This window comes from Aquitalea denitrificans (assembly GCF_009856625.1).
GTDB lineage: Bacteria > Pseudomonadota > Gammaproteobacteria > Burkholderiales > Chromobacteriaceae > Aquitalea > Aquitalea denitrificans.
In genome coordinates, this window is the sequence record NZ_CP047241.1 from 1,289,246 (window position 1) to 1,308,039 (window position 18,794).

General features: G+C 60.1%; 20 protein-coding genes. 12 read left to right on the forward strand and 8 right to left on the reverse strand.

The genetic code is table 11. The features are described from left to right. Window positions 1-521 precede the first annotated feature (521 nt). The 3 genes from GSR16_RS05915 (at window position 522) to arfB (ending at window position 2,887) form a co-directional block, all read left to right on the forward strand. Window positions 522-1,766, forward strand: a complete 1,245-nt coding sequence (locus tag GSR16_RS05915) for a nitronate monooxygenase (RefSeq protein WP_159875599.1) — start codon at window positions 522-524, stop codon at window positions 1,764-1,766. 133 nt (window positions 1,767-1,899) lie between these two features. Then, the gene (locus GSR16_RS05920) at window positions 1,900-2,505 is read left to right on the forward strand and encodes a hydrolase (RefSeq protein ID WP_159875600.1); all 606 of its coding nucleotides are present in this window, start codon (window positions 1,900-1,902) and stop codon (window positions 2,503-2,505) included. Continuing rightward, window positions 2,486-2,887: an alternative ribosome rescue aminoacyl-tRNA hydrolase ArfB gene (gene arfB / locus GSR16_RS05925; protein WP_159875601.1), complete on the forward strand. Its 402-nt coding sequence runs from the start codon at window positions 2,486-2,488 to the stop codon at window positions 2,885-2,887. Before GSR16_RS05920 ends, arfB begins: the two co-directional genes overlap by 20 nt. Before the next feature lie 16 nt (window positions 2,888-2,903). Here arfB and GSR16_RS05930 read toward each other — a convergent pair whose 3' ends face one another. Together GSR16_RS05930 and infA are read right to left on the reverse strand one after the other, a co-directional pair. Next, entirely contained in the window at window positions 2,904-4,103 is a 1,200-nt protein-coding gene (locus GSR16_RS05930; protein WP_159875602.1) for an EAL domain-containing response regulator, read from the reverse strand. Between the two features lie 326 nt (window positions 4,104-4,429). After that, window positions 4,430-4,693 (reverse strand): translation initiation factor IF-1, encoded by a 264-nt coding sequence (infA, locus tag GSR16_RS05935; protein WP_089086053.1) that lies wholly within the window; start codon window positions 4,691-4,693, stop codon window positions 4,430-4,432. A gap of 639 nt (window positions 4,694-5,332) precedes the next feature. On the opposite strand from infA, the gene GSR16_RS05940 reads away from it, so the two are divergent. Both GSR16_RS05940 and GSR16_RS05945 read left to right on the forward strand, forming a co-directional pair. Further along, window positions 5,333-6,853: an amino acid permease gene (locus tag GSR16_RS05940; protein WP_159875603.1), complete on the forward strand. Its 1,521-nt coding sequence runs from the start codon at window positions 5,333-5,335 to the stop codon at window positions 6,851-6,853. 217 nt (window positions 6,854-7,070) lie between these two features. Then, entirely contained in the window at window positions 7,071-7,766 is a 696-nt protein-coding gene (locus tag GSR16_RS05945; protein ID WP_240902608.1) for a MarC family protein, read from the forward strand. Between the two features lie 15 nt (window positions 7,767-7,781). On the opposite strand, the gene GSR16_RS05950 is transcribed toward GSR16_RS05945, so the two are convergent. Together GSR16_RS05950 and GSR16_RS05955 are read right to left on the reverse strand one after the other, a co-directional pair. Next, window positions 7,782-8,363 (reverse strand): acyl carrier protein phosphodiesterase, encoded by a 582-nt coding sequence (locus GSR16_RS05950; protein WP_159875605.1) that lies wholly within the window; start codon window positions 8,361-8,363, stop codon window positions 7,782-7,784. Then, the gene (locus GSR16_RS05955) at window positions 8,360-8,950 is read right to left on the reverse strand and encodes a HutD/Ves family protein (RefSeq protein WP_159875606.1); all 591 of its coding nucleotides are present in this window, start codon (window positions 8,948-8,950) and stop codon (window positions 8,360-8,362) included. The genes GSR16_RS05950 and GSR16_RS05955 overlap by 4 nt, the downstream gene beginning before the upstream one ends. Window positions 8,951-9,229: 279 nt before the next feature. On the opposite strand from GSR16_RS05955, the gene yiaY reads away from it, so the two are divergent. Then, on the forward strand, window positions 9,230-10,360 hold the full coding sequence (gene yiaY / locus GSR16_RS05960; RefSeq protein ID WP_159875607.1) for an L-threonine dehydrogenase: 1,131 nt from the start codon (window positions 9,230-9,232) through the stop codon (window positions 10,358-10,360). Between the two features lie 57 nt (window positions 10,361-10,417). Here yiaY and GSR16_RS05965 read toward each other — a convergent pair whose 3' ends face one another. Beyond that, window positions 10,418-11,332, reverse strand: coding sequence for a LysR family transcriptional regulator (locus GSR16_RS05965; RefSeq protein ID WP_159875608.1), 915 nt, complete (start codon window positions 11,330-11,332; stop codon window positions 10,418-10,420). Between the two features lie 91 nt (window positions 11,333-11,423). On the opposite strand from GSR16_RS05965, the gene GSR16_RS05970 reads away from it, so the two are divergent. Further along, window positions 11,424-12,200, forward strand: a complete 777-nt coding sequence (locus GSR16_RS05970; RefSeq protein ID WP_205677503.1) for a sulfite exporter TauE/SafE family protein — start codon at window positions 11,424-11,426, stop codon at window positions 12,198-12,200. A 74-nt stretch (window positions 12,201-12,274) separates the two neighbouring features. Here GSR16_RS05970 and GSR16_RS21020 read toward each other — a convergent pair whose 3' ends face one another. After that, window positions 12,275-12,577, reverse strand: coding sequence for a glycine zipper domain-containing protein (locus tag GSR16_RS21020; protein WP_205677504.1), 303 nt, complete (start codon window positions 12,575-12,577; stop codon window positions 12,275-12,277). A gap of 286 nt (window positions 12,578-12,863) precedes the next feature. After that, window positions 12,864-13,193 (reverse strand): DUF2249 domain-containing protein, encoded by a 330-nt coding sequence (locus GSR16_RS05980; RefSeq protein ID WP_159875609.1) that lies wholly within the window; start codon window positions 13,191-13,193, stop codon window positions 12,864-12,866. 151 nt (window positions 13,194-13,344) lie between these two features. On the opposite strand from GSR16_RS05980, the gene GSR16_RS05985 reads away from it, so the two are divergent. The 5 genes from GSR16_RS05985 to GSR16_RS06005 are packed head-to-tail and all read left to right on the forward strand — an operon-like array spanning window position 13,345 to window position 17,216. After that, entirely contained in the window at window positions 13,345-13,668 is a 324-nt protein-coding gene (locus GSR16_RS05985; RefSeq protein WP_159875610.1) for a helix-hairpin-helix domain-containing protein, read from the forward strand. Window positions 13,669-13,674: 6 nt separating this feature from the next. Beyond that, a complete protein-coding gene (locus GSR16_RS05990) occupies window positions 13,675-14,313 on the forward strand; it encodes a paraquat-inducible protein A (RefSeq protein ID WP_159875611.1) in 639 nt (212 codons plus the stop codon). Next, complete coding sequence (locus tag GSR16_RS05995) at window positions 14,295-14,960, forward strand: paraquat-inducible protein A (protein WP_159875612.1); 666 nt, start codon at window positions 14,295-14,297, stop codon at window positions 14,958-14,960. The genes GSR16_RS05990 and GSR16_RS05995 overlap by 19 nt, the downstream gene beginning before the upstream one ends. Continuing rightward, on the forward strand, window positions 14,929-16,608 hold the full coding sequence (locus tag GSR16_RS06000; RefSeq protein ID WP_159875613.1) for a PqiB family protein: 1,680 nt from the start codon (window positions 14,929-14,931) through the stop codon (window positions 16,606-16,608). The genes GSR16_RS05995 and GSR16_RS06000 overlap by 32 nt, the downstream gene beginning before the upstream one ends. Continuing rightward, entirely contained in the window at window positions 16,605-17,216 is a 612-nt protein-coding gene (locus tag GSR16_RS06005) for a PqiC family protein (protein WP_159875614.1), read from the forward strand. Before GSR16_RS06000 ends, GSR16_RS06005 begins: the two co-directional genes overlap by 4 nt. On the opposite strand, the gene GSR16_RS06010 is transcribed toward GSR16_RS06005, so the two are convergent. Continuing rightward, window positions 17,213-18,718, reverse strand: coding sequence for an amidase (locus GSR16_RS06010; RefSeq protein ID WP_159875615.1), 1,506 nt, complete (start codon window positions 18,716-18,718; stop codon window positions 17,213-17,215). The genes GSR16_RS06005 and GSR16_RS06010 overlap by 4 nt on opposite strands. Window positions 18,719-18,794: the final 76 nt, after the last annotated feature.

Here is an 18,794-nt window from a genome sequence, read left to right on the forward strand (position 1 = left end):
GTTAAATTTATGCGGTGATACTCCCAATAAATATGCAACAGTGCTGCTGGTAATAAGCACTGCTAGACATGTATGGGTGCCTACCGGCCTGCACTGGATGCGAGCTTTGGAAGAGGGGCTTGATTTGCGTTTGTCCACTGCACCCGACCAGTGGCATGAAGCTTTGTTGCAGCAGATAGCTGCGTTTGAGGATGTGATGGCAGCCTATGTGGTGACTGGACCGTGCAATGGCATCCTGTAGCTACGCTGTCGCAAGGTGCCGGGCATGCGCGACATCTGCTCGCACATCGTGATGAAAACCCTGAAGGACAGCCGCCATCAGCTACCGCTCAAAGAGAGCTGAATCCATGCACTGGGCGTAACAAAGCCGGTCTAAGCTGAGTGTGGATGCCTGTTTGCCGGTCCCGCACTGCTGCTGTTCAGCGCCACTTACCTGGGGTGTGAGCAAAAACTCTAGAAAAGTGGATTTTGTGGCGAGGGATGGGGGATAATGCCGCCCAGCCAAACTGAGGTGCATCAAAATGAAGTGTGTTGACGATTTCCGCCTGCGTCTGGGCAAGCAAGAACTGGTTCCCATCATGGTGGGCGGCATGGGCGTGGACATTTCCACCGTGGCCCTGTCGCTGGAGGCTGCCCGTCTGGGTGGTATCGGTCATATCTCCGATGCCATGGTGCCTACGGTGACGGACCGTCGCTTCAACACCAAGTTCGTCAAGGACAAGCTCAAGCAGTACAAATTCAACGTCGAGAACGCCGACAAGTCGGTGGTGAAGTTCGACCTGGGCATTCTGGCTGAAGCCACCAAGCTGCATGTGGGCTCGGCCATGGAAGCCAAAAAGGGCGACGGGCTGATTTTCATCAACTGCATGGAAAAGCTCACCATGAACGCGCCCAAGGAAACCCTGCGCGTACGCATGCAAACTGCCATGGATGCCGGCATTGACGGCATTACTCTGGCAGCCGGCCTGCACCTGGGTTCCTTCGCGCTGATTGAAGATCACCCGCGTTTCCGCGACGTGAAGCTGGGCATTATTGTTTCGTCCTTGCGCGCCCTGCAGCTGTTCCTGAAAAAGTCCTCCCGTACCGGCCGTCTGCCGGACTATGTGGTGGTGGAAGGCCCGCTGGCTGGCGGCCACTTGGGCTTTGGCATGGACTGGGCGCAGTACGATCTGGCCACCATCGTGGCTGAAATCCGCACCTGGATGCAGGCAGAGCAGCTGGATATCCCGCTGATTCCGGCCGGTGGCATCTTTACCGGCAGTGATGCAGTCGGTTTTCTGGAAAACGGTGCCGGCGCGGTGCAGGTGGCCACCCGCTTTACCGTCACCAGCGAATGCGGTCTGCCGGAAAAGGTACAGCAGGAATACTTCAAGGCCAACGAAGACGATATCGAGGTGAACCAGTTGTCGCCGACCGGTTACCCGATGCGCATGATCAAGTCCTGCCCGGCCATTGGCGATGGCATTCGCCCCAATTGCGAGGCCTACGGCTATCTGCTGGACGCCAATGGCAGCTGTTCCTATATCCAGGCTTACAACCGCGAAGTGGCAGCCCATCCGGGTGAGCGCCGCATCAAGGTGATGGACAAGACCTGTCTGTGCACCCATATGCGCAATTTCGACTGCTGGACCTGCGGTCAGTACACCTATCGCCTGAAGGACACCACCCGTCGCAATGAAGACGGCAGCTACCAGATCCTCAGTGCCGAGCATGTGTTCAAGGACTACCAGTTCAGCAAAGATGGCAAAGTAGCCTTGCCGGACTGAGTACCATGGTCACCCGTCTGGCTGGACGGACGCGACAAAATGGCGATGTGCTGCGGCACCTCGCCATTTTTCTTGTCTGTAAGGTATGGCCGGTAGTATTGTCTCGGCTGCAAATTCACTCTTGAGGATAGTCATGCCGGATCATCTGGACCCCGCCACCACCGCCCTGATTCTGATCGACTTGCAGCAGGGAATTCTGGGTTTTGCCAAGCAGCCTTATGACACCGAGCAAGTGCTGGAGCATTCTGCTGCCATGGCCAAAGCATTCCGTGCGGCTGGCGCACCGGTGGTGTTGGTGCGGGTGGGGTGGTCGGCTGATGGTGGCGATGCGCTCAAGCTGCCCACTGATCTGGTGCCGCCCTCTACGCCGGTGCCGGACAACTGGTTGCAGCAGCCGGCCGAGCTGGAAGTGGCTGCCAGCGATATCCAGATCATCAAACGGCAGTGGAATGCGTTTTACGGTACCGAGCTGGACCTGCAGCTGCGCCGTCGTGGCATACGCACCATCGTGCTGGCGGGCATTTCCACCCATATCGGCGTGGACTCCACTGCGCGTTCTGCCTGGGAGCGCGGCTATGCGGTCGTCCTGGCCGAAGATGCCATGAGCTGCCAGTTGCTGGAGTGCCACCAGTTTTCGGTCAAGCACATCTTTCCGCGACTGGGGAGGGTGCGCAGTACCGCGCAGGTGTTGCAGGCTTTGGCAGCAGGGAAGGGTGACGGTGAGTCGCTATCCGGTTGATCCGCAGCAGGTAGAGCTGACGGCCATCCGGGCGCAGGGCGCGGGTGGTCAGAACGTTAACAAGGTGTCCTCGGCTATCCATCTGCGCTTTGATGTGATGGCCTCCAGCCTGCCCGATCATATCAAGCAGCGCCTGCTGGCGCTGGCGGATGCCCGCTTGAGCAAGGACGGTGTGATTATCATCAAGGCGCAGCAGCACCGTACCCAGGAGCTGAATCGCGATGATGCGCTGGCCCGGCTGCAAACCATGGTGGATGGCGTGTCCCAGCAGCCCAAGACGCGACATGCCACGCGCCCTACCTATGGTTCGCGTCAGCGCCGGCTGGAGGGAAAATCCCGGCGCAGCGGCATCAAGGCCTTGCGGGGCAGGGTGGATGACTGAGCGCAGCTGAGTGGGTTCAGGCGCGGCGGCTGGCCTGGCAGCTGGGGAATATGTGCTTGCCCAGCTCTTCCGCCGGTACCGGCTTGCATAGCAGGAAGCCTTGCAATTCGATGTCGGGGTGGTGCGCACACAGGTAATCCAGATCCTGGGTGTCGTCTATGCCTTCGGCCACCATGCGCAAGCCCAGCTCGCGGGCGATGTTGGCCATGCCGGCGATGATGCTCTGACTACGGGCGTCGCGGTGGATGTCCTTGATCAGGATGCGGTCAAACTTGAGCTCGGTCAGTGGCAGGTTCTTGATGTGCTCCAGCGTGGTGTGGCCGGTGCCAAAATCATCCAGTGACAATTCGAAACCACGCATGCGCAGCCGCAGCAGCGTGGCCAGGGTGTGACCAAAATTGGTAAAGGCCATGGTTTCGGTGATTTCCAGCACGATGCGGTCGAAAGCCAGCCCGCGCGAGGATACCTGATCTACCAGCCAGTCCAGGAATTCCCGGTCATCCAGCAGGCGGCGCGACAGATTAATGGACAGTCGCAGGTCCTGCGTGTCCGGTCCGCGGGTCAGCAAATCCAGACTGGTTTGCACGATGCGGTGGGTCAGCAGGGAAATGAAGCCTTCATGTTCCAGCATGCCGATGAACTGGTTGGGTCCCAGAATGCCCATGGTGGGGTGACGCCAGCGCGCCAAGGCTTCGATCTGCACCGCCTTGCCCTGGCGCAGGTCATAAATGGGCTGATAGAACGCACAGAACTGGTTGTGCGCCAGGCCGGTAATGATGTCGATCAGCGGCAGGCTGCTCTTGTTGTCGATGATGTCCTGTGGCACATCCAGCAGGCGGGTGATCTCGGTGAGGAACAGGTCATCATCAATCGGTTTGGCCAGATGGCCAATGCCGGTAAAACCCAGCTCCTGTGCGGCGCGCACACTATTGGCCAGCAATTCCGGCGAGTGACCGCTGATGAGCATGAGCGATGGGATGTGCGGCTGGCGAGATAGGTGTTCCACCAGTTCGATGCCATCCATGCCCGGCATGTTGAGGTCGGTGATCACCAGATCCAGCTTCGGAATCTGGCGGCTGAGCTGGAAGGCCCAGCTGCCATCGGCTGCCTCATGTACCACGGCATTCGGAATCTGCTGACACAGTGCTTTCAGCAGATTGCGCTGACTGCTGCTGTCTTCGGCAAGCAGGATCTGTCTTGGTGGTTTGCTGGTCATGGCTGACGCGCTGATGGAGGAGTGAGTATTCCTCAATCTAAGCAGGTGTCATGCAATCTTTCCAGTTAAAAAACGGATAAGTACCGATTTAGTAAGCAGAACCGGTTATGACGTGGCTGGTGTGTGTATGTTTTATGAAAAAAGCGGCGGAGGGCGGTTGAGGTGCAGCCGTCGGCCTTGCCGATGCCAGCACGTGGCAGGCCAGCTTTAAGGCAATAACGGAGCATTTCTGCATGCGTGCCGGGCTGCTTGCCGGCGACAGTGCAGAAGGGGGAGGCTGCGCGACCCACAGGTGGGCTGAGTGGCCGCGAGACAGGCGTGGCTGCTTAGCGGCGCTTGAAGTGCTGCGGAGCCGGGCCGCCGACAGGAGCAGTCGGGTGGCGGAAGTTGATGCGACCCTTGGTCAGGTCGTACGGTGACATTTCCACGGTCACACGGTCACCGACCAGTACGCGGATGCGGTGCATCTTCATTTTTCCCGAGCCATAGGCCAGGATTTCAACATTGTTGTCCAGGCGCACTCGAAAGCGCGATTCCGGCAGCATTTCAATAACGACGCCTTGCAGTTCGATCATGTCTTCTTTGGACATTAACGATTCCTTTCAGTGTAACGGGTGGGCCAATAGCCCATGCGGCAGTCCCTCACGGAGCGCCGCACGATCTGTGATAACAGATTGCTTCTATCGATAACCAAGCAGGTAAGACTGGCAGCACATGGCAAAAATGTGCCGTTACCAAGGCAAGGCAGACGGATTGAAACCCCGGTTGGGGAACGGTCCGGAAGGAGGCAGCGCGCATTATACAGCTAAATGGCTGATTTGTCAGTGCAAATGCACAGTGGCTTCACATTGGCAGCCGGGTTTGGCCTGGTGATGGCAAAAACACTTATGCATCCGCAGCTTAGCGCGGTTGTATGTTGTTGCATGCGGCGTAGTCCTGTGGGCTGTCAGTTGCTTGCTGTGCAGGTGTTTTTCTACTCGATGGTGGGCGGCTGCTACAGGCAATAGGGCAGGGTGATGGGATGAGTGGCGGTGCTGATGCACACTGAATACTTGATGTGTGTCACAAAAGGAAAATTCATTATTCATATTCTTACAATTCAATACAAAAATGCACTGGATAAATCTTTCTCTTGCTGACATCCTGTAGAGTTTCGATCATCATGTTTTGCTGATATTGCATGTGGAGCAAAACGCTATCAGTTGTAAACTCTGCAGTAGGACAGACTTATGGAAAACAATAGAGAAGGCGAAGGACTTAGGCGCAGCCTGCAGGCGCGCCATTTGTCCATGATCGCCATTGGCGGCTCCATCGGTACCGGCCTGTTTCTGGCCTCCGGTGCCACGGTAGCTTCGGCCGGGCCGGGTGGGGCCTTGCTGTCGTATGCGCTGATCGGGTTGATGGTGTATTTCCTGATGACCAGTCTGGGGGAGATGGCAGCTTTCATGCCGGTGTCCGGCTCCTTCCAGGTATACGGTTCGCGTTTTGTCGACCACTCCTTCGGTTTCGCCCAGGGCTGGAATTACTGGTACAACTGGGCGGTCACCATTGCGGTGGAACTGGCAGCGGCTTCCATCGTCATGCATTACTGGCTACCCCATGTACCGGGCGTGGTGTGGAGCGCGGTGTTTCTGGCCGTCATCTTTGCCCTCAACTATTTCTCGGTAAAAGGCTTTGGCGAGGCGGAATTCTGGTGCTCCATGCTCAAGGTGGTCACCATCATTGCCTTCATCATCGTGGGTTTCATGATGATCTGGGGCATCATGACCAATCCGGACAGTAGCCGTTATTCGCCTGGCCTGAATGTGTTCATGCATGGTGATGGCCCCTTTGTCGGTGGCATGGCGGCCTTTGTCAGCGTGTCGATGATTGTGGGTTTCTCCTTCCAGGGCACTGAGCTGATCGGCGTGGCTGCGGGCGAATCCAGCCACCCGGCCAAAACAATCCCGCGCGCCGTGAAGCAGATTTTCTGGCGCATCCTGATGTTCTACATGCTGTCCATCCTGATCATCGGCTTCATCCTGCCGTATAACGATCCGATGCTGCTGAAGAACGATGTGCAGGACGTGGGTGCCAGCCCGTTCACCCTGGTGTTCAGCCGCGCCGGCCTCGCCTTGTCGGCCAGCCTGATGAATGCGGTGATCCTGTCGGCCATCCTGTCGGCGGGGAATTCCGGCATGTATGCTTCCACCCGCATGCTGTACGTGATGGCGCAGAACAAGATGGCCCCGGCCTGGTTCGGCAAGCTGTCTGCCAGTGGCGTGCCGCGCAATGCCCTGTATGCCACCACGCTGGTGGCCGGCCTGTGCTTCCTTACCTCGCTGTTCGAGAGCAATGCGGTATACCTGTGGCTGCTGAATTCCTCCGGCATGACCGGTTTCATCGCCTGGCTGGGGATTGCCATCTGCCATTACCGTTTCCGCCGTGCCTATGTGCAGCAGGGCTATGATCTGGCCGATCTGCCTTACCGCGCCCGCTGGTTTCCGCTGGGGCCGCTGTTTGCCTTTGCGCTGTGCATGCTGATCATGCTGGGGCAGAACTATGCCGCCTTCACCAGCGCCAAGGTCGACTGGAATGGCATTATCGCCACCTATATCGGCATTCCGCTGTTTCTGCTGCTGTGGCTGGGCTACAAATGGAAGCATGGCAGCACGCTGATTCCGCTGGAGCGGATTGAACTGGCCGAAGCGCATGCGCAGTTGGAACCGGTCGAGCCGTCCGGTCGTCTGGCAGAGCAGGCCGCTGACTGAGTGCATCTTCAGCTCTGAGGACAAGGCCCGGCGTTGCCGGGCCTTTTTCATGAATGTGCTGGTCTGGCACACAAATTTTTTGTCGGCTGCGCTGTATGGTAGTGATACGCACGTTACAATCGCCGCGCAATGCACGGCATGACAAGATGCATCACGAGACGCACCATCCCCCACCAAGCAGGCCGGAGCCTGCCCGGAGAACAATAATATGGCCCTGATGTCACTTTTTTTCAGCAAATATCTGTTTGTGCTGGCAGCCTTGCTGCCCATTATCAATCCTCCCGGATTGGTGCCCATTTTCATTTCCATGACCGCGCGCAACACCACGCAGCAGCGGGCTTTTCTGGCGCGGCGTATTGCCATGTACTGCTTTTTGCTGTTGCTGGGCAGCATGTATGTGGGCAGTTTCGTGCTGGAGTTTTTCGGTGTGTCGCTGCCGGTGGTGCAGCTGTCTGGTGGCTTGCTGATTTCGCTGGCGGCCTGGCGCATGCTCAATGACAACCCGGCGGAAAGCAATCAGCCTTCCAGCGAGCCGGTGCGGCAGGAAAACCGTGACGAACTCAAGCAGCGGGCCTTTTATCCGCTGACTTTTCCACTGACAGTGGGGCCAGGTTCGATCTCGGTTTCCATCACCCTGGGTGCGTCGATGACGGTAACCGGCAAGCCGATGGTGAAATACATGCTGGTGCCGATGGCCAGTCTGGCGGCGGTGCTGTCGCTGGCCGTGCTGGTGTACATGTGTTACCGCCATGCCGACAAGCTGCTGGCTTATCTGGGGCAGACTGGCTCGGTGGTGTTCCTGCGCCTGTCGGCCTTCATTCTGATGTGTCTGGGGGTGCAGATCATGTGGGAAGGGGTGGAGCAGCTGTTCTCCGAACTGATCCAGAGCAACGCCAACCTGTTACATCGCTGATGCAGTGCGGGCCGCTTAGCTGCGGTCCGTGACCAATGCCTGCTGCAATTGCGGGTAAAAGTCCAGAAAGTCCTGTTCTAGCGTTGAATAGTGCTGGAGCAGGTCGTCAATGCCAGCGGCAACGGGATTGTCGCGCTGTATGCGGTGGCGGGAAAAGCTGCGCAGCACTGCGGCAATACCGTCCACTTCTGCGTAGGACAGCAACCAGTCCTCGGTCTGCATGCGCGGCAATATGTCCAGCAGGCGCGGTGGCAGCCATTGCCGGTGTGCTTCCAGTTCGGCATAGCTGCGGGCGGTGAAATCCGCCAGCGGCATGCTGGCAAATTCGGTCCAGTGCCGTGCCAGGAAGTGATCGTAGAAAATGTCCACCAGGATGCCGGCGTAGCGCCGCCGCTCTGCGGCAATGCGCTGCTTGCTGTGTGCCACCAGCGGGTGGCTGTCGGTGTGGCTGTCTATCCGCCGGTGCAGGGCCATGCCTTGCTGCAGCGCCTGCGGTAGGTGTCCGGCATGGGATGGCTTGAGAAAGTCGCCCAGCAGATTCCCCACCCGTGCCGCCGCATCGTCCGGTGCCAGATGCAGGTGGGCCAGGTAGTTCATTCCGGGCTTTGCCGGTTAAGCCGCACGACGATGATGCGGACCGGCATGGTACTGGTCAGCGTCAGGCTTACCGCCAGTTGCTGCAGCAAGGCATCCTGTGGCTGCAGCACGCAACTGCGGCCATCTTCTCGGCGCACTTCCAGTGCCTTGCCTGCCGCCAGCATCACCAGCAACACTTCGTCACTGCTTTGTAACTGGCGCACCCCGTGCAGCTCAAAGCTTTCCACCTGCTGTTGGTAGCGGTTGCGGCGGGTCATCACATTGAAGTCGAGCACCGGCCCATCCTGCAGCCGGCTGCTGATAGGCTCTTCCCCGGCAAAGGCCAGCGGGTGGCTGTGAACATCCAGCAGGCTGTGGCTGCCGTCGCCACGTACCAGCAGCAGGCCATTGCCGTCCAGCAGCAGCAACTGGCGGTCCACCCCGGCAAAGTGCGAAAACGGACCGTCACTGGCCACGCTGGCCATGCTGATGCGGTAGTCGAAATCATCCAGTGTGGCATCCGGCGGTGAAATCAGGATCTGGCGGGTGGTGCCGCCGCCGTTTTTCCACGGCGTGGCCGGGTAGTCGCGGGCTAGCAGGGTGTGCATGGCGTGCTCTGACAAGTGAAAACGCGATTATCGCCCCATGCGCACGGGTGTGCATCTGCTGTCTGCGGTGTCCGGTGGCAAGGCCTTGTCGCAACCGGGTTTTGTAGTGCTGCAGCTACAAGGGACCGGGTTTGATCTGACGCAATATGCCATTCCACTGGAGTGCCAAGATGGAGCCAAACCTTACTGGCGCGGCAGGCAGGGCCGAATGGTTCTCCTGTTTCCGGCTTGCTTTCCAATGCAAGCCGGCCGCACCCACCCCACCCTAAGGAGATCATCATGGCTACCAGCGCTTTCTTCATTCCTTCCGTCAACCTGATGGGAGCCGGCTGCTTGCAGCAGGCCGTAGACAGCATGCAGGCCCAGGGTTTCAAACGTGCGCTGATCGTGACCGATGCCGGCCTGGTCAAGACCGGTCTTGCCGACAAGGTGGCCGCGCTGCTGGCTGCGGCTGATATCCAGTCGGCGGTATTCGATGGCGTACACCCCAATCCGACCTGCGCCAACGTCAATGCTGGCTTGGCACTGTTGCAGGAAAAACAATGTGATGTGGTGATTTCGCTGGGTGGCGGCTCGCCGCATGACTGTGCCAAGGGCATTGCCCTGGTCGCGGTGAATGGCGGCAAGATCCAGGATTACGAAGGCGTGGACAAGTCGGCCAAGCCGCAGCTGCCGCTGGTGGCCATCAATACCACCGCCGGTACGGCCAGTGAGATGACGCGTTTTTGCATCATCACTGACGAGGCGCGCCATATCAAGATGGCCATCGTGGACAAGCACACCACGCCCATCCTGTCGGTGAACGACCCGGAAACCATGGCTGGCATGCCGCCTTCGCTCACTGCCGCCACCGGCATGGATGCACTGACTCACGCCATCGAAGCCTATGTGTCGACCATTGCCACCCCGATTACCGACGCCTGCGCGCTCAAGGCCATGAGCCTGATCGCGGCTTTTCTGCCGCGTGCCGTGGAAAACGGCCAGGACATGGAAGCGCGCGAACAGATGGCCTATGCCCAGTTCCTGGCTGGAATGGCGTTCAACAATGCCTCGCTGGGTTATGTGCATGCGATGGCACACCAGCTGGGTGGCTTCTACGACCTGCCGCACGGCGTGTGCAATGCGGTATTGCTGCCGCACGTGCAGGTGTACAACAGCAAGGTGGCTGCTGCGCGTCTGGCTGATGTCGGCGTGGCGCTGGGCGTGAAGGCTGGTGCAGAAGATGCGATTGAAGCCATCCGTCAGCTGGCTGCCAAGGTGGGTATCCCGGCGGGTCTGACGCAATTGGGGGTGAAAGTAGAGGACATCCCGGTACTGGCGACCAATGCCTTGAAAGACGCATGCGGCTTTACCAATCCGGTTCAGGCCACGCACGAAGAAATCTGCGCCATCTACCGTGCAGCCATGTAAACCCCGTGTAGCCTGATGTGTAGCAAACAGAGCCGGCCTTGCCGGCTCTTGCGCATTTCAGCGGCTGGCAAAACCTGCCGCCGTGGCGGCGCTGCGGATGGCATCCAGCACCAGCCTGGCCTTGCGTGGAATCCGACGGCTGGCAAACACGGCATGCATCTGCGCATCCTCCCCACGGTTGGACACGATGCGGTAGTCCGGGCACAGCCGCACCAGCTGGCCGCTTGCCACCAGTGGTTCGGCCAGCCAGTCGCCCATGCGTGCCACGCCCCAGCCGGCCAGTGCGGCCTGCAGCACGGCATTGCCGGAGCTGACGCGGTGGCTGGCATTCAGGTTGAGGCTGACCTGATGGCTGTCCGAAACGAAATTCCAGGCCTTGAGAATGCGCGGTGCGGCATGAATCAGGATGGCGTGCTCGCTCAGCTCTTCTGGCTGCTGCGGCAGGCCGTGGCTGGCGACATAGGCCGGGCTGGCGTACAGCCGGCGCTGATAGGGCCAGAGCGGAAAGCCGATCAGCTCGCTGGAAGCGGGGTAGGCCCCGCGGATGCTGAAGTCCAGCTTTTCGCGTATCGGCTCCAGGATGGTGTCGCTGTACAGGATGTCAAAGCGCAGTTGCGGGTTGCTGTTGGCCAGTTGCTGCAGGATGGGCGGCAGGAAATGGCTGGCCATCACCTCGGGTGCGGAAAAGCGCAGCCAGCCGCGTGGCGCACTGCCCAGGGCGGCCAGGTCGTCTTCCACTTCTTCCTGCAATTGCAACATCTGCCGCGCGGTATCGTAGTAGGCTTCGCCGGCCATGGTCAGGCTGACCTGCTTTTGCGAGCGGGCCAGCAGACTGGTGCCCAGGCTTTCTTCCAGCGCCTGCACCGCACGCGTGGCGGTGCTGGGTGATGTCCCCAACTGACGCGCAGCCGAGACAAAGCTTTTGCGTTCCACCACGGCGCAGAAGACCTGCAGTTCCCATAACAGCTTCATATACTTACCAGATTGCAGAATTTGCAATACGGTATTGCAACAACATGGTCGGTGCAAGCCCTACAATGGCTTCCATTATCAGGAGGCAGTCATGTTGTTGACCTTGGGATTCTTGTGTTTCTTCTCTTTCATGGCCGGTCTGATCGACGCCGCCGTCGGCGGTGGCGGCCTGATCCAGACACCGGCACTGTTCAATTTTCTGCCGCAGTATTCGGCAGCCACGCTGTTTGGCACCAACAAGATGTCTTCGGCAGTGGGAACGCTGTCGGCCACGCGGTCTTATCTGCAGCGGGTGCGTTTGCCGTGGAAGCTGGTGATACCGGCAGCCATCACCGCCTTTATCATGTCCTTTGCCGGTGCGGCCACGGTAAATGCCATTCCCAAGTCGGTGATCCGCCCGTTGGTACTGGTGCTGCTGGTGTTGATGGCTATGTACACCTTGTGGAAAAAAGATTTTGGCAAGCTGCACAAGCCGGTGACGATAGGCCGGCGCGAAATGGGGGTGGGCATGGCCATTGGCGGGGCCATCGGTTTTTATGACGGTCTGTTCGGGCCGGGTACCGGCAGCTTCCTGATCTTCCTGTTCATCCGCTTTTTTGCCTTCGACTTCCTGCATGCCTCGGCCGCGGCCAAAGTGGTCAACCTCACCACCAATGTGGCAGCGCTGGCGTTTTTCATCCCCACCGGCAATGTGCTGTTCCAGTACGCCATTCCGATGGCCGGTTTCAATGTGCTGGGCGCCATGACCGGTTCCTGGGTGGCGATGAAGAAGGGGGCTGGATTTGTGCGGGTGCTGTTCTTGCTGCTGACCACGGTGCTGATTGGCAAACTGGCCTGGGACATGTTGCAGCCCTGGCTGCATGGCTGAATCCGGCTTGCTGGCTGAAATGAAAAAGACCACGCTAAATCGCGTGGTCTTTTGTCTTGTTGCCCGCTGAAGACTCAGTCGTGCTTGTCCCAGCCGCGGTGACGGCCATGGTCGTGATGACGATGGTGATGATGGCGTCCCTCATCACGCGCCGGGCCGTCCTGGCGCTGATCCTTGGTGGTAATGGCCACGCCGGTGGCTCCACCCACTGCGCTGCCGATGATGGCACCATTGCGGCCACCCACGGCATTACCGACTGCTGCACCTGCTGCACCACCTACTGCACCACCAAGAATCGCATCTGTTGTCGAGCCGGCCTGGGCTGCAGTTGCTGCCAGGCTGAGGGCAATTACCGAAATCCATTTATTCATTTGCATGATTCGCTAATCCACTGTGTAAGTGGCGGCAGTCTAGTGAAGGTGGGGTGAAATGGACAAGCTGTGAAATGTTAGTAAGTATTGAAAAGCGTTTGGCAAGAAATGGCCATGGCATGATCTTGCGCTGATGGAATGGCAAGGTATTGATTTGAAGTGTTTTTTTATTCCACACTGACGGCTTGGGTTTATAACAATCTGTTACAGAGTCAGGTCGGGTAAATGTCCTGACCCTGCAACAACGATTGTCATGCCGCAAGGGGAAATACTGCGTAGCCTGGAGCGTGGCTTACTGACCGGAGCAGCCGCAACCGCCGCCGCCACCGCAACCACCACCGCTGGCCGGGGCGGTTTCCTGGGGCTTGCCCAGGCTGATCTGGAATTCGATCACGATCATTTCCGGCTGGCGCTCGGCATAGCGGAAGGTGATTTGCTGGCCATAACGCTGGCGGACCTGTTCCAGCAAGGGCAGCGGGTCGTGATCATTGACAAAGCGCATCACTTCGCCATCGTGCAGCGATTCAAGTGCGCCGAAAATGGCAGCATGGCGGAAGCGCTTGGCAATACCGCGAGCATCGAACAAATAGCTGGTATTCAGCTGGGGGGACAGCGTGGTCATGGTGTTCTTCCTGCTTGAGGGTGGTGAAGCCCGGATTTTGTCGCAGGCCAGGCTTACCTAGCCTTGAGTCAGGATAAGAATTTCAGCTTTGCCCACAGCGCAGCGGGTAAAGTCCTTGTAGTCTGCCCGCAGCAAATAACCGGAGATCCTGATGAAGCCGCAACGTTGTCCCCCTGCCGCGCAGGCGCACAGCCTGCTGCAGCTTCCCAATGTCGGCGCGGCCATGGCAGCAGACTTGCGCCTGCTCGGACATGAGACGCCGCAATCGCTGGCCGGTGCTGATCCCCATGCGCTTTACCTTCAGCTGTGCAGCCTGAGCGGGACCAGACAGGACCCCTGTGTACTGGATGTCTTCATCTCGGTCTGCCATTACCTGCAGCATGATCAGGCGCTGCCCTGGTGGCACTTTACGGCCCGGCGCAAGCAGTGGCAGGCCGGGCAAGCTGTCAGCCTGCTGCCGCCGGCTGTACAATAGCGCGCCATGAGTCAAAATATCCGCCAGCCAGCTACAGGCACACGCCTGCTGGCCTGTCACGAATGCGATCTGTTGCAATCTGCCCCGCCGCAAACGGAGCAGGGCGCATTGTGTTGTCGCTGTGGCTGCCAGCTGCTGCCGGGGCCGGCTTATCGTCCTACCACCTCGCTGGCGCTGGTGCTGGCCGGTTTGCTGGTGTTTGTGCTGGCCAATGTGTTTCCGGTTGTCGGTCTGGAGGCCAACGGGGTCAAGACGGCCACCACCCTGCTGGGGACGGCCTGGCAGCTATCGCAGCAGCAAATCGAGCCGGTAGCCTTGCTGGTATTGCTGACCGGCGTGCTGACGCCGGGGCTGGAGCTGCTCTGCCTGCTCTACCTGCTGCTTCCCTTGGCACTGGGGCATGCGCCGCCTGGCTTTGCCCGGGTGATGCGCCTGGTGCGCGTGTTGCACCCGTGGGGCATGGTGGAGGTATTTCTGTTGGGCGTGCTGGTGTCGCTGGTAAAACTTGCCCATATGGCCGAAGTGCATCCGGGCATCGGCCTGTGGTCGTTTTTTGCCCTGATCATCTTGCTGGCAGGTAATGCCAGCCGTTTTGATCCGGGCTTGCTGTGGGAGCGCTATCTGGCATGCCGCGCTACCAGGTAAACAGTGCGGCCAGCCAAGGGCTGTGGACTTGCCACGGCTGCGGGCTGCTGTGCCGCGTCGGCAAGACCCAGGCTGACCGCGCATCCTGCTGCCCGCGCTGCGGGGCCGGGCTGCACCGGCGCAAGCCGCACAGCCTGCAATATGCCTGGGCCTTTTTGCTGGCCGCCATCGTGTGCTACATCCCGGCCAACCTGATGCCCATCATGCTGACGGAAATGCTGTCCGGCACCCAGCGCGATACCATCATGAGCGGGGTGGCCTATCTGTGGCGCAATGGCTCCTGGCCGCTGGCGCTGGTGGTGTTCATCGCCAGTGTGCTGGTGCCCTTGCTGAAAATACTGTCCATGCTGCTATTGCTGCTGACCGTGCACTGGCGTTCGCGCTGGGCACCCCGGCAGCGCACCCGGCTGTACCGCCTGCTGGAAGTGGTGGGGCCGTGGTCCATGCTGGATATTTATGTGGTCGGTTTGCTGGTGGCGCTGGTGCAGCTGCAATCGCTGGCCACCATCAAGGCCGGTCCGGGGGCTGTTGCCTTTGGTGCCGTGGTGGTGCTGACCATGCTTTCCGCCATGCATTTTGATCCCAGGCTGATCTGGGATGTTTTCGAGGATGATGATGAGCGACAAGCCTCTGCCGCAAACGACTGACGAGCATGACAGCGCGACCGGCGCTGATGATCCCCGTAGCCCTGATGGCGTGCCGCTGGCAGTGGCCCGGCCCGCCCGGCCCGGCCGCTGGTCGCCTTCGCTGGTGTGGCTGATTCCGCTGGTGGCGGCGCTGATTGGCGGCTATCTGGCGGTGCAGGCCATTCTGGCGCGCGGCCCCACCATCACTATTACCTTCCGCAGTGGTGAAGGGCTGGAAGCCGGCAAGACCCGCATCAAGTACAAGGATGTGGATATTGGCGAAGTGACGGCGGTACGCATCAGCCCGGACAGCAAGAATATCGAGGCCACTGCCCAACTGAGCAAGGAGGCCGAGCGCTTTCTGGCGCGCGACAGTCGCTTCTGGATCGTGCGGCCGCGCATTGCCGGCGGCAGCGTATCCGGCCTTGGCACGCTGCTGTCCGGTGCCTATGTCGGCATGGATGCCGGCAAGAGCAGCGAGATGAGCCAGCACTTTACCGGGCTGGATGTGCCGCCCATCATTACCGGTGACCTGCCGGGCCGCCAGTTTGTGCTGAAAGCATCGGAGCTGGGATCGCTGGACATCGGCGCACCGGTGTATTTCCGCCGTGTGCCGGTGGGGCAGGTAGTGGCCTACCAGCTGGATCGTAACGGTCGCAATGTCGACATCACCGTATTCGTCAATGCGCCGTACGACCGCTTTGTCACCGCTGACAGCCGCTTCTGGCATGCCAGTGGTATCGACCTGTCGGTATCGGCCAATGGCCTGAAGGTGAATACCCAGTCGCTCAGCGCCATCATGCTGGGCGGCGTGGCGTTCGAAACCCCGGTTGCCCCCGATGAAGGCAAGCAGGCCGGGGCAGGGGCCACTTTTACCTTGTCCAATACCCGCGAGCAGGCCATGCAGTCGCCAGACCATGAAGTAGTACCGCTGCAGCTCAAGTTCCAGCAGTCAGTGCGCGGTCTTGCCGTGGGGGCTCCGGTGGATTTCCGTGGCATCGTCATTGGTGAAGTCACCGCCATCGGCATGGAATACGATGCGCCGCGCAAGGATTTCAACATGCTGGTTACCATTCGCATCTTCCCCAGCCGGCTGATCAGCATGTCCAGCAATCTGGACGAGACCCGTCTGCATCAGCTGAAACTGGACAAGATGGTGGAGCACGGCATGCGGGCGCAGCTGCGTTCGGGCAGCCTGCTGACCGGCCAGTTGTTCGTGGCGCTGGATTTCTTCCGCGATGCCAAGCCGGCACGTCTTGGCCGCAGTCAGGGCATGGATGTGCTGCCCACCATTCCGGGCGATCTGGAGGAGCTGCAAGGCGTGCTGCAACGCATTGCGCGCAAGCTGGACAAGGTGCCGTTCGACAGCATAGGCCAGGAGCTGGATGCCACCATCAAGGAGCTGCACGCCACGCTTGGCACGGTGCAGCAGCTGGGTAATAGCCTGGATGGCAAGGTGGTGCCGCAGACGCTGCAAACCCTGCAGCAGCTGCAGCAGACGCTGGATAACGCCAATCAGGCATTGCAGAGCAATTCGCCGCTGCAGCAGGATGTGCGCAAGGCAGCACAGGAAGTATCAGAAACCGCGCGCAGCTTCCGCGCCCTGAGTGATTATCTGGATCGCCACCCGGAAGCGCTGATCCGCGGTAAACAGGAAAGCAAACCATGAGCAAGCAATTCGCCCTGATCCGCCGCCTGGCTGCGATGCTATTGATTACGGGATTGACGGCCTGCAGTTCGGTACCGGTGCATTACCATCAGCTGCAAGCAGGCCTGGCCAGTGCGCAAGCCTTGCAGCCCGGTGCGGTATTGCTGGTGGAGCAGGCCAGCCTGCCTGCTGGCAGCGATCGGCCTCAGTTGCTGTTGCTCGATGCTCAGGGCCGCCCGCAGTTGCTGGAACAGCATTATTGGACAGCCAGCTTGTCCCGTCTGCTGACACAGGCGCTCGCCGGCAATCTGGCTGCGCAACTGGGCCTGTCCAGCGTGTATGCCGCGCCGCAACTGGGCCTGGCGCGTGCAGATCTGGTCCTGCAGCTGGATGTGCGTGACTTCCGCCTGCAGCAAGGGCAGGGTGCGACATTGAGCGCCGCATGGCGCGTACTGCGACCGGGGCCGGGGGGCGTATTGCTGCAGGGTTATTTCAGTCAGCAACACCAAGCCAGCGCCATGGACAGCGCTGGCCTGGTAGCTGCACAGCAGGTGCTGCTGGATGACTTGAGCCGGCAGATTGCCACGGCGTTGGCTGCGCACGCCGACTGGCTGCATCCGGTACGCTAACGCGTAACAGAAGACGGGCGGCGCTGGAACCAGGGCTGGGCATTTTCCAGTTGCGCCGCCAGCTGCAGCAGCAAGCTGTCTTGCCCTTTGGCCGCGACAAACTGGGTACCCACCGGGATATTGCTGGCAGTCCAGTACAGCGGCACGCTCATGGCAGGCTGGCCGCTCATGTTGAAGGGAATGGTCCAGCCGATGTATTCCATCAGCTTGCGTGAGTGCTCCGGCACCAGTTGGCTCAGTTTCAGTGTCCAGTCCCAGCCTAGATGGCCTAGCAACAGAGTGGACAGCGCGTCCTCAAGGCGGGAGGTTCCCAGGCTGCCAATGGCTGCCGGCAGCTGGTTCAGTACCGGCGTCACCAGCACATCGTAGCGTTGATGAAAGGCTTGCATGCTGCGCCCTTGGCGCAGGGCAAAGTCGCGCATCCAGGCAAACTCGCCAGCAGACAGCAGCTCTCCATAGCGCGCCAGCGTCCAGCTGGACGGTTCCACCAGCCTGAAGCTGGCCTGACGTCCGCACAGGCGCATGCTGTTGCGCATCAGGCTGGCCATTTCACCGCACACCATCACCAGCATGGCACGACACATTTCCTCGGCACCGTCCAGTGGTGGGTGGGCTTCTTCTACGCTGTGTCCCAGGTTTTCCAGCAGGCGCAGGCTGTGACTGAGGGCGGCATCGCACTCGGGATGCAACTGCCCGCCCATGAAGGGGCGGCGCGTGTAGGCAATGCGCAGCTTGCCGGGAGGCTGTGCCAGGCCGGCCAGAAACGGCTGTGGCGGTGGCGGGCAATGGTAGGCATCGCCGCTGTCATGGCCCTGGCACAGGATATCCAGCATGGCTGCGCTGTCACGTACGCTGCGGGTCAGCACGTGTTCGCTGGTAAAGCCCTGCCAGCTTTCCGAGCGGCTCGGGCCGCATGGCGAGCGCCCGCGGCTGGGCTTGAGGCCGAACAGCCCACAATTGGATGCCGGTATGCGGATGGAGCCGCCGCCATCGCCACCATGTGCAATCGGTACCATGCCCGCGGCGACGGCAGCCGCCGAACCGCCACTGGAGCCACCGCAACTGAGGGCGAGGTTCCAGGGGTTGCGTGTCGCTCCGGTCAGGGCGGATTCGGTATAGGGGTAGAGGCCGAATTCCGGTGTGGCCGTCTTGCCGGCAAACACCAGTCCGGCTGCCCGGTAGCGGCGTACCAGCTCGGCATCCTGCTGCGGGACGTGCTCGGCAAACAGGCGGCTGCCGTTGCTGGTGGGAGTGCCGGCCACGTCGGCCAGCAGGTCTTTGAGCAGGATGGGCAGGCCGGCCAGCGGGCTGCTGCCGGCTTGCACCCGTTGCCGGTCTGCCATGTGGTCCAGGCGCTGGATCACCGCATTCAATGGTGGATTGCGGGCATCCATTCTTTCCCGCGCCGCGCGCAGCAGCTCCGCCTGGCTGATCTGGCCGCTTGCCAGCAGGCTGGCCAGGGACAGGCCGTCGTGTTCTTCGTATTCCGGGAAAAATGTCATGGTTTCTTCCTGGTGCTGACAAAATCCGTTCAGCATAATCGGTTTTGGTTGGCAATGTTGATATTGCAATTTTATA

Bases quoted from the DNA above. Each gene is read 5' to 3' on its own strand.
- GSR16_RS05915 (WP_159875599.1), top strand. From the start codon at position 522: ATGAAGTGTGTTGACGATTTCCGCCTGCGTCTGGGCAAGCAAGAACTG.
- GSR16_RS05920 (WP_159875600.1), top strand. From the start codon at position 1,900: ATGCCGGATCATCTGGACCCCGCCACCACCGCCCTGATTCTGATCGAC.
- GSR16_RS05930 (WP_159875602.1), bottom strand. From the start codon at position 4,103: ATGACCAGCAAACCACCAAGACAGATCCTGCTTGCCGAAGACAGCAGC.
- infA (WP_089086053.1), bottom strand. From the start codon at position 4,693: ATGTCCAAAGAAGACATGATCGAACTGCAAGGCGTCGTTATTGAAATG.
- GSR16_RS05940 (WP_159875603.1), top strand. From the start codon at position 5,333: ATGGAAAACAATAGAGAAGGCGAAGGACTTAGGCGCAGCCTGCAGGCG.
- GSR16_RS05945 (WP_240902608.1), top strand. From the start codon at position 7,071: ATGTCACTTTTTTTCAGCAAATATCTGTTTGTGCTGGCAGCCTTGCTG.
- GSR16_RS05950 (WP_159875605.1), bottom strand. From the start codon at position 8,363: ATGAACTACCTGGCCCACCTGCATCTGGCACCGGACGATGCGGCGGCA.
- GSR16_RS05955 (WP_159875606.1), bottom strand. From the start codon at position 8,950: ATGCACACCCTGCTAGCCCGCGACTACCCGGCCACGCCGTGGAAAAAC.
- yiaY (WP_159875607.1), top strand. From the start codon at position 9,230: ATGGCTACCAGCGCTTTCTTCATTCCTTCCGTCAACCTGATGGGAGCC.
- GSR16_RS05965 (WP_159875608.1), bottom strand. From the start codon at position 11,332: ATGAAGCTGTTATGGGAACTGCAGGTCTTCTGCGCCGTGGTGGAACGC.
- GSR16_RS05970 (WP_205677503.1), top strand. From the start codon at position 11,424: ATGTTGTTGACCTTGGGATTCTTGTGTTTCTTCTCTTTCATGGCCGGT.
- GSR16_RS21020 (WP_205677504.1), bottom strand. From the start codon at position 12,577: ATGCAAATGAATAAATGGATTTCGGTAATTGCCCTCAGCCTGGCAGCA.
- GSR16_RS05980 (WP_159875609.1), bottom strand. From the start codon at position 13,193: ATGACCACGCTGTCCCCCCAGCTGAATACCAGCTATTTGTTCGATGCT.
- GSR16_RS05985 (WP_159875610.1), top strand. From the start codon at position 13,345: ATGAAGCCGCAACGTTGTCCCCCTGCCGCGCAGGCGCACAGCCTGCTG.
- GSR16_RS05990 (WP_159875611.1), top strand. From the start codon at position 13,675: ATGAGTCAAAATATCCGCCAGCCAGCTACAGGCACACGCCTGCTGGCC.
- GSR16_RS05995 (WP_159875612.1), top strand. From the start codon at position 14,295: ATGCCGCGCTACCAGGTAAACAGTGCGGCCAGCCAAGGGCTGTGGACT.
- GSR16_RS06000 (WP_159875613.1), top strand. From the start codon at position 14,929: ATGAGCGACAAGCCTCTGCCGCAAACGACTGACGAGCATGACAGCGCG.
- GSR16_RS06005 (WP_159875614.1), top strand. From the start codon at position 16,605: ATGAGCAAGCAATTCGCCCTGATCCGCCGCCTGGCTGCGATGCTATTG.
- GSR16_RS06010 (WP_159875615.1), bottom strand. From the start codon at position 18,718: ATGACATTTTTCCCGGAATACGAAGAACACGACGGCCTGTCCCTGGCC.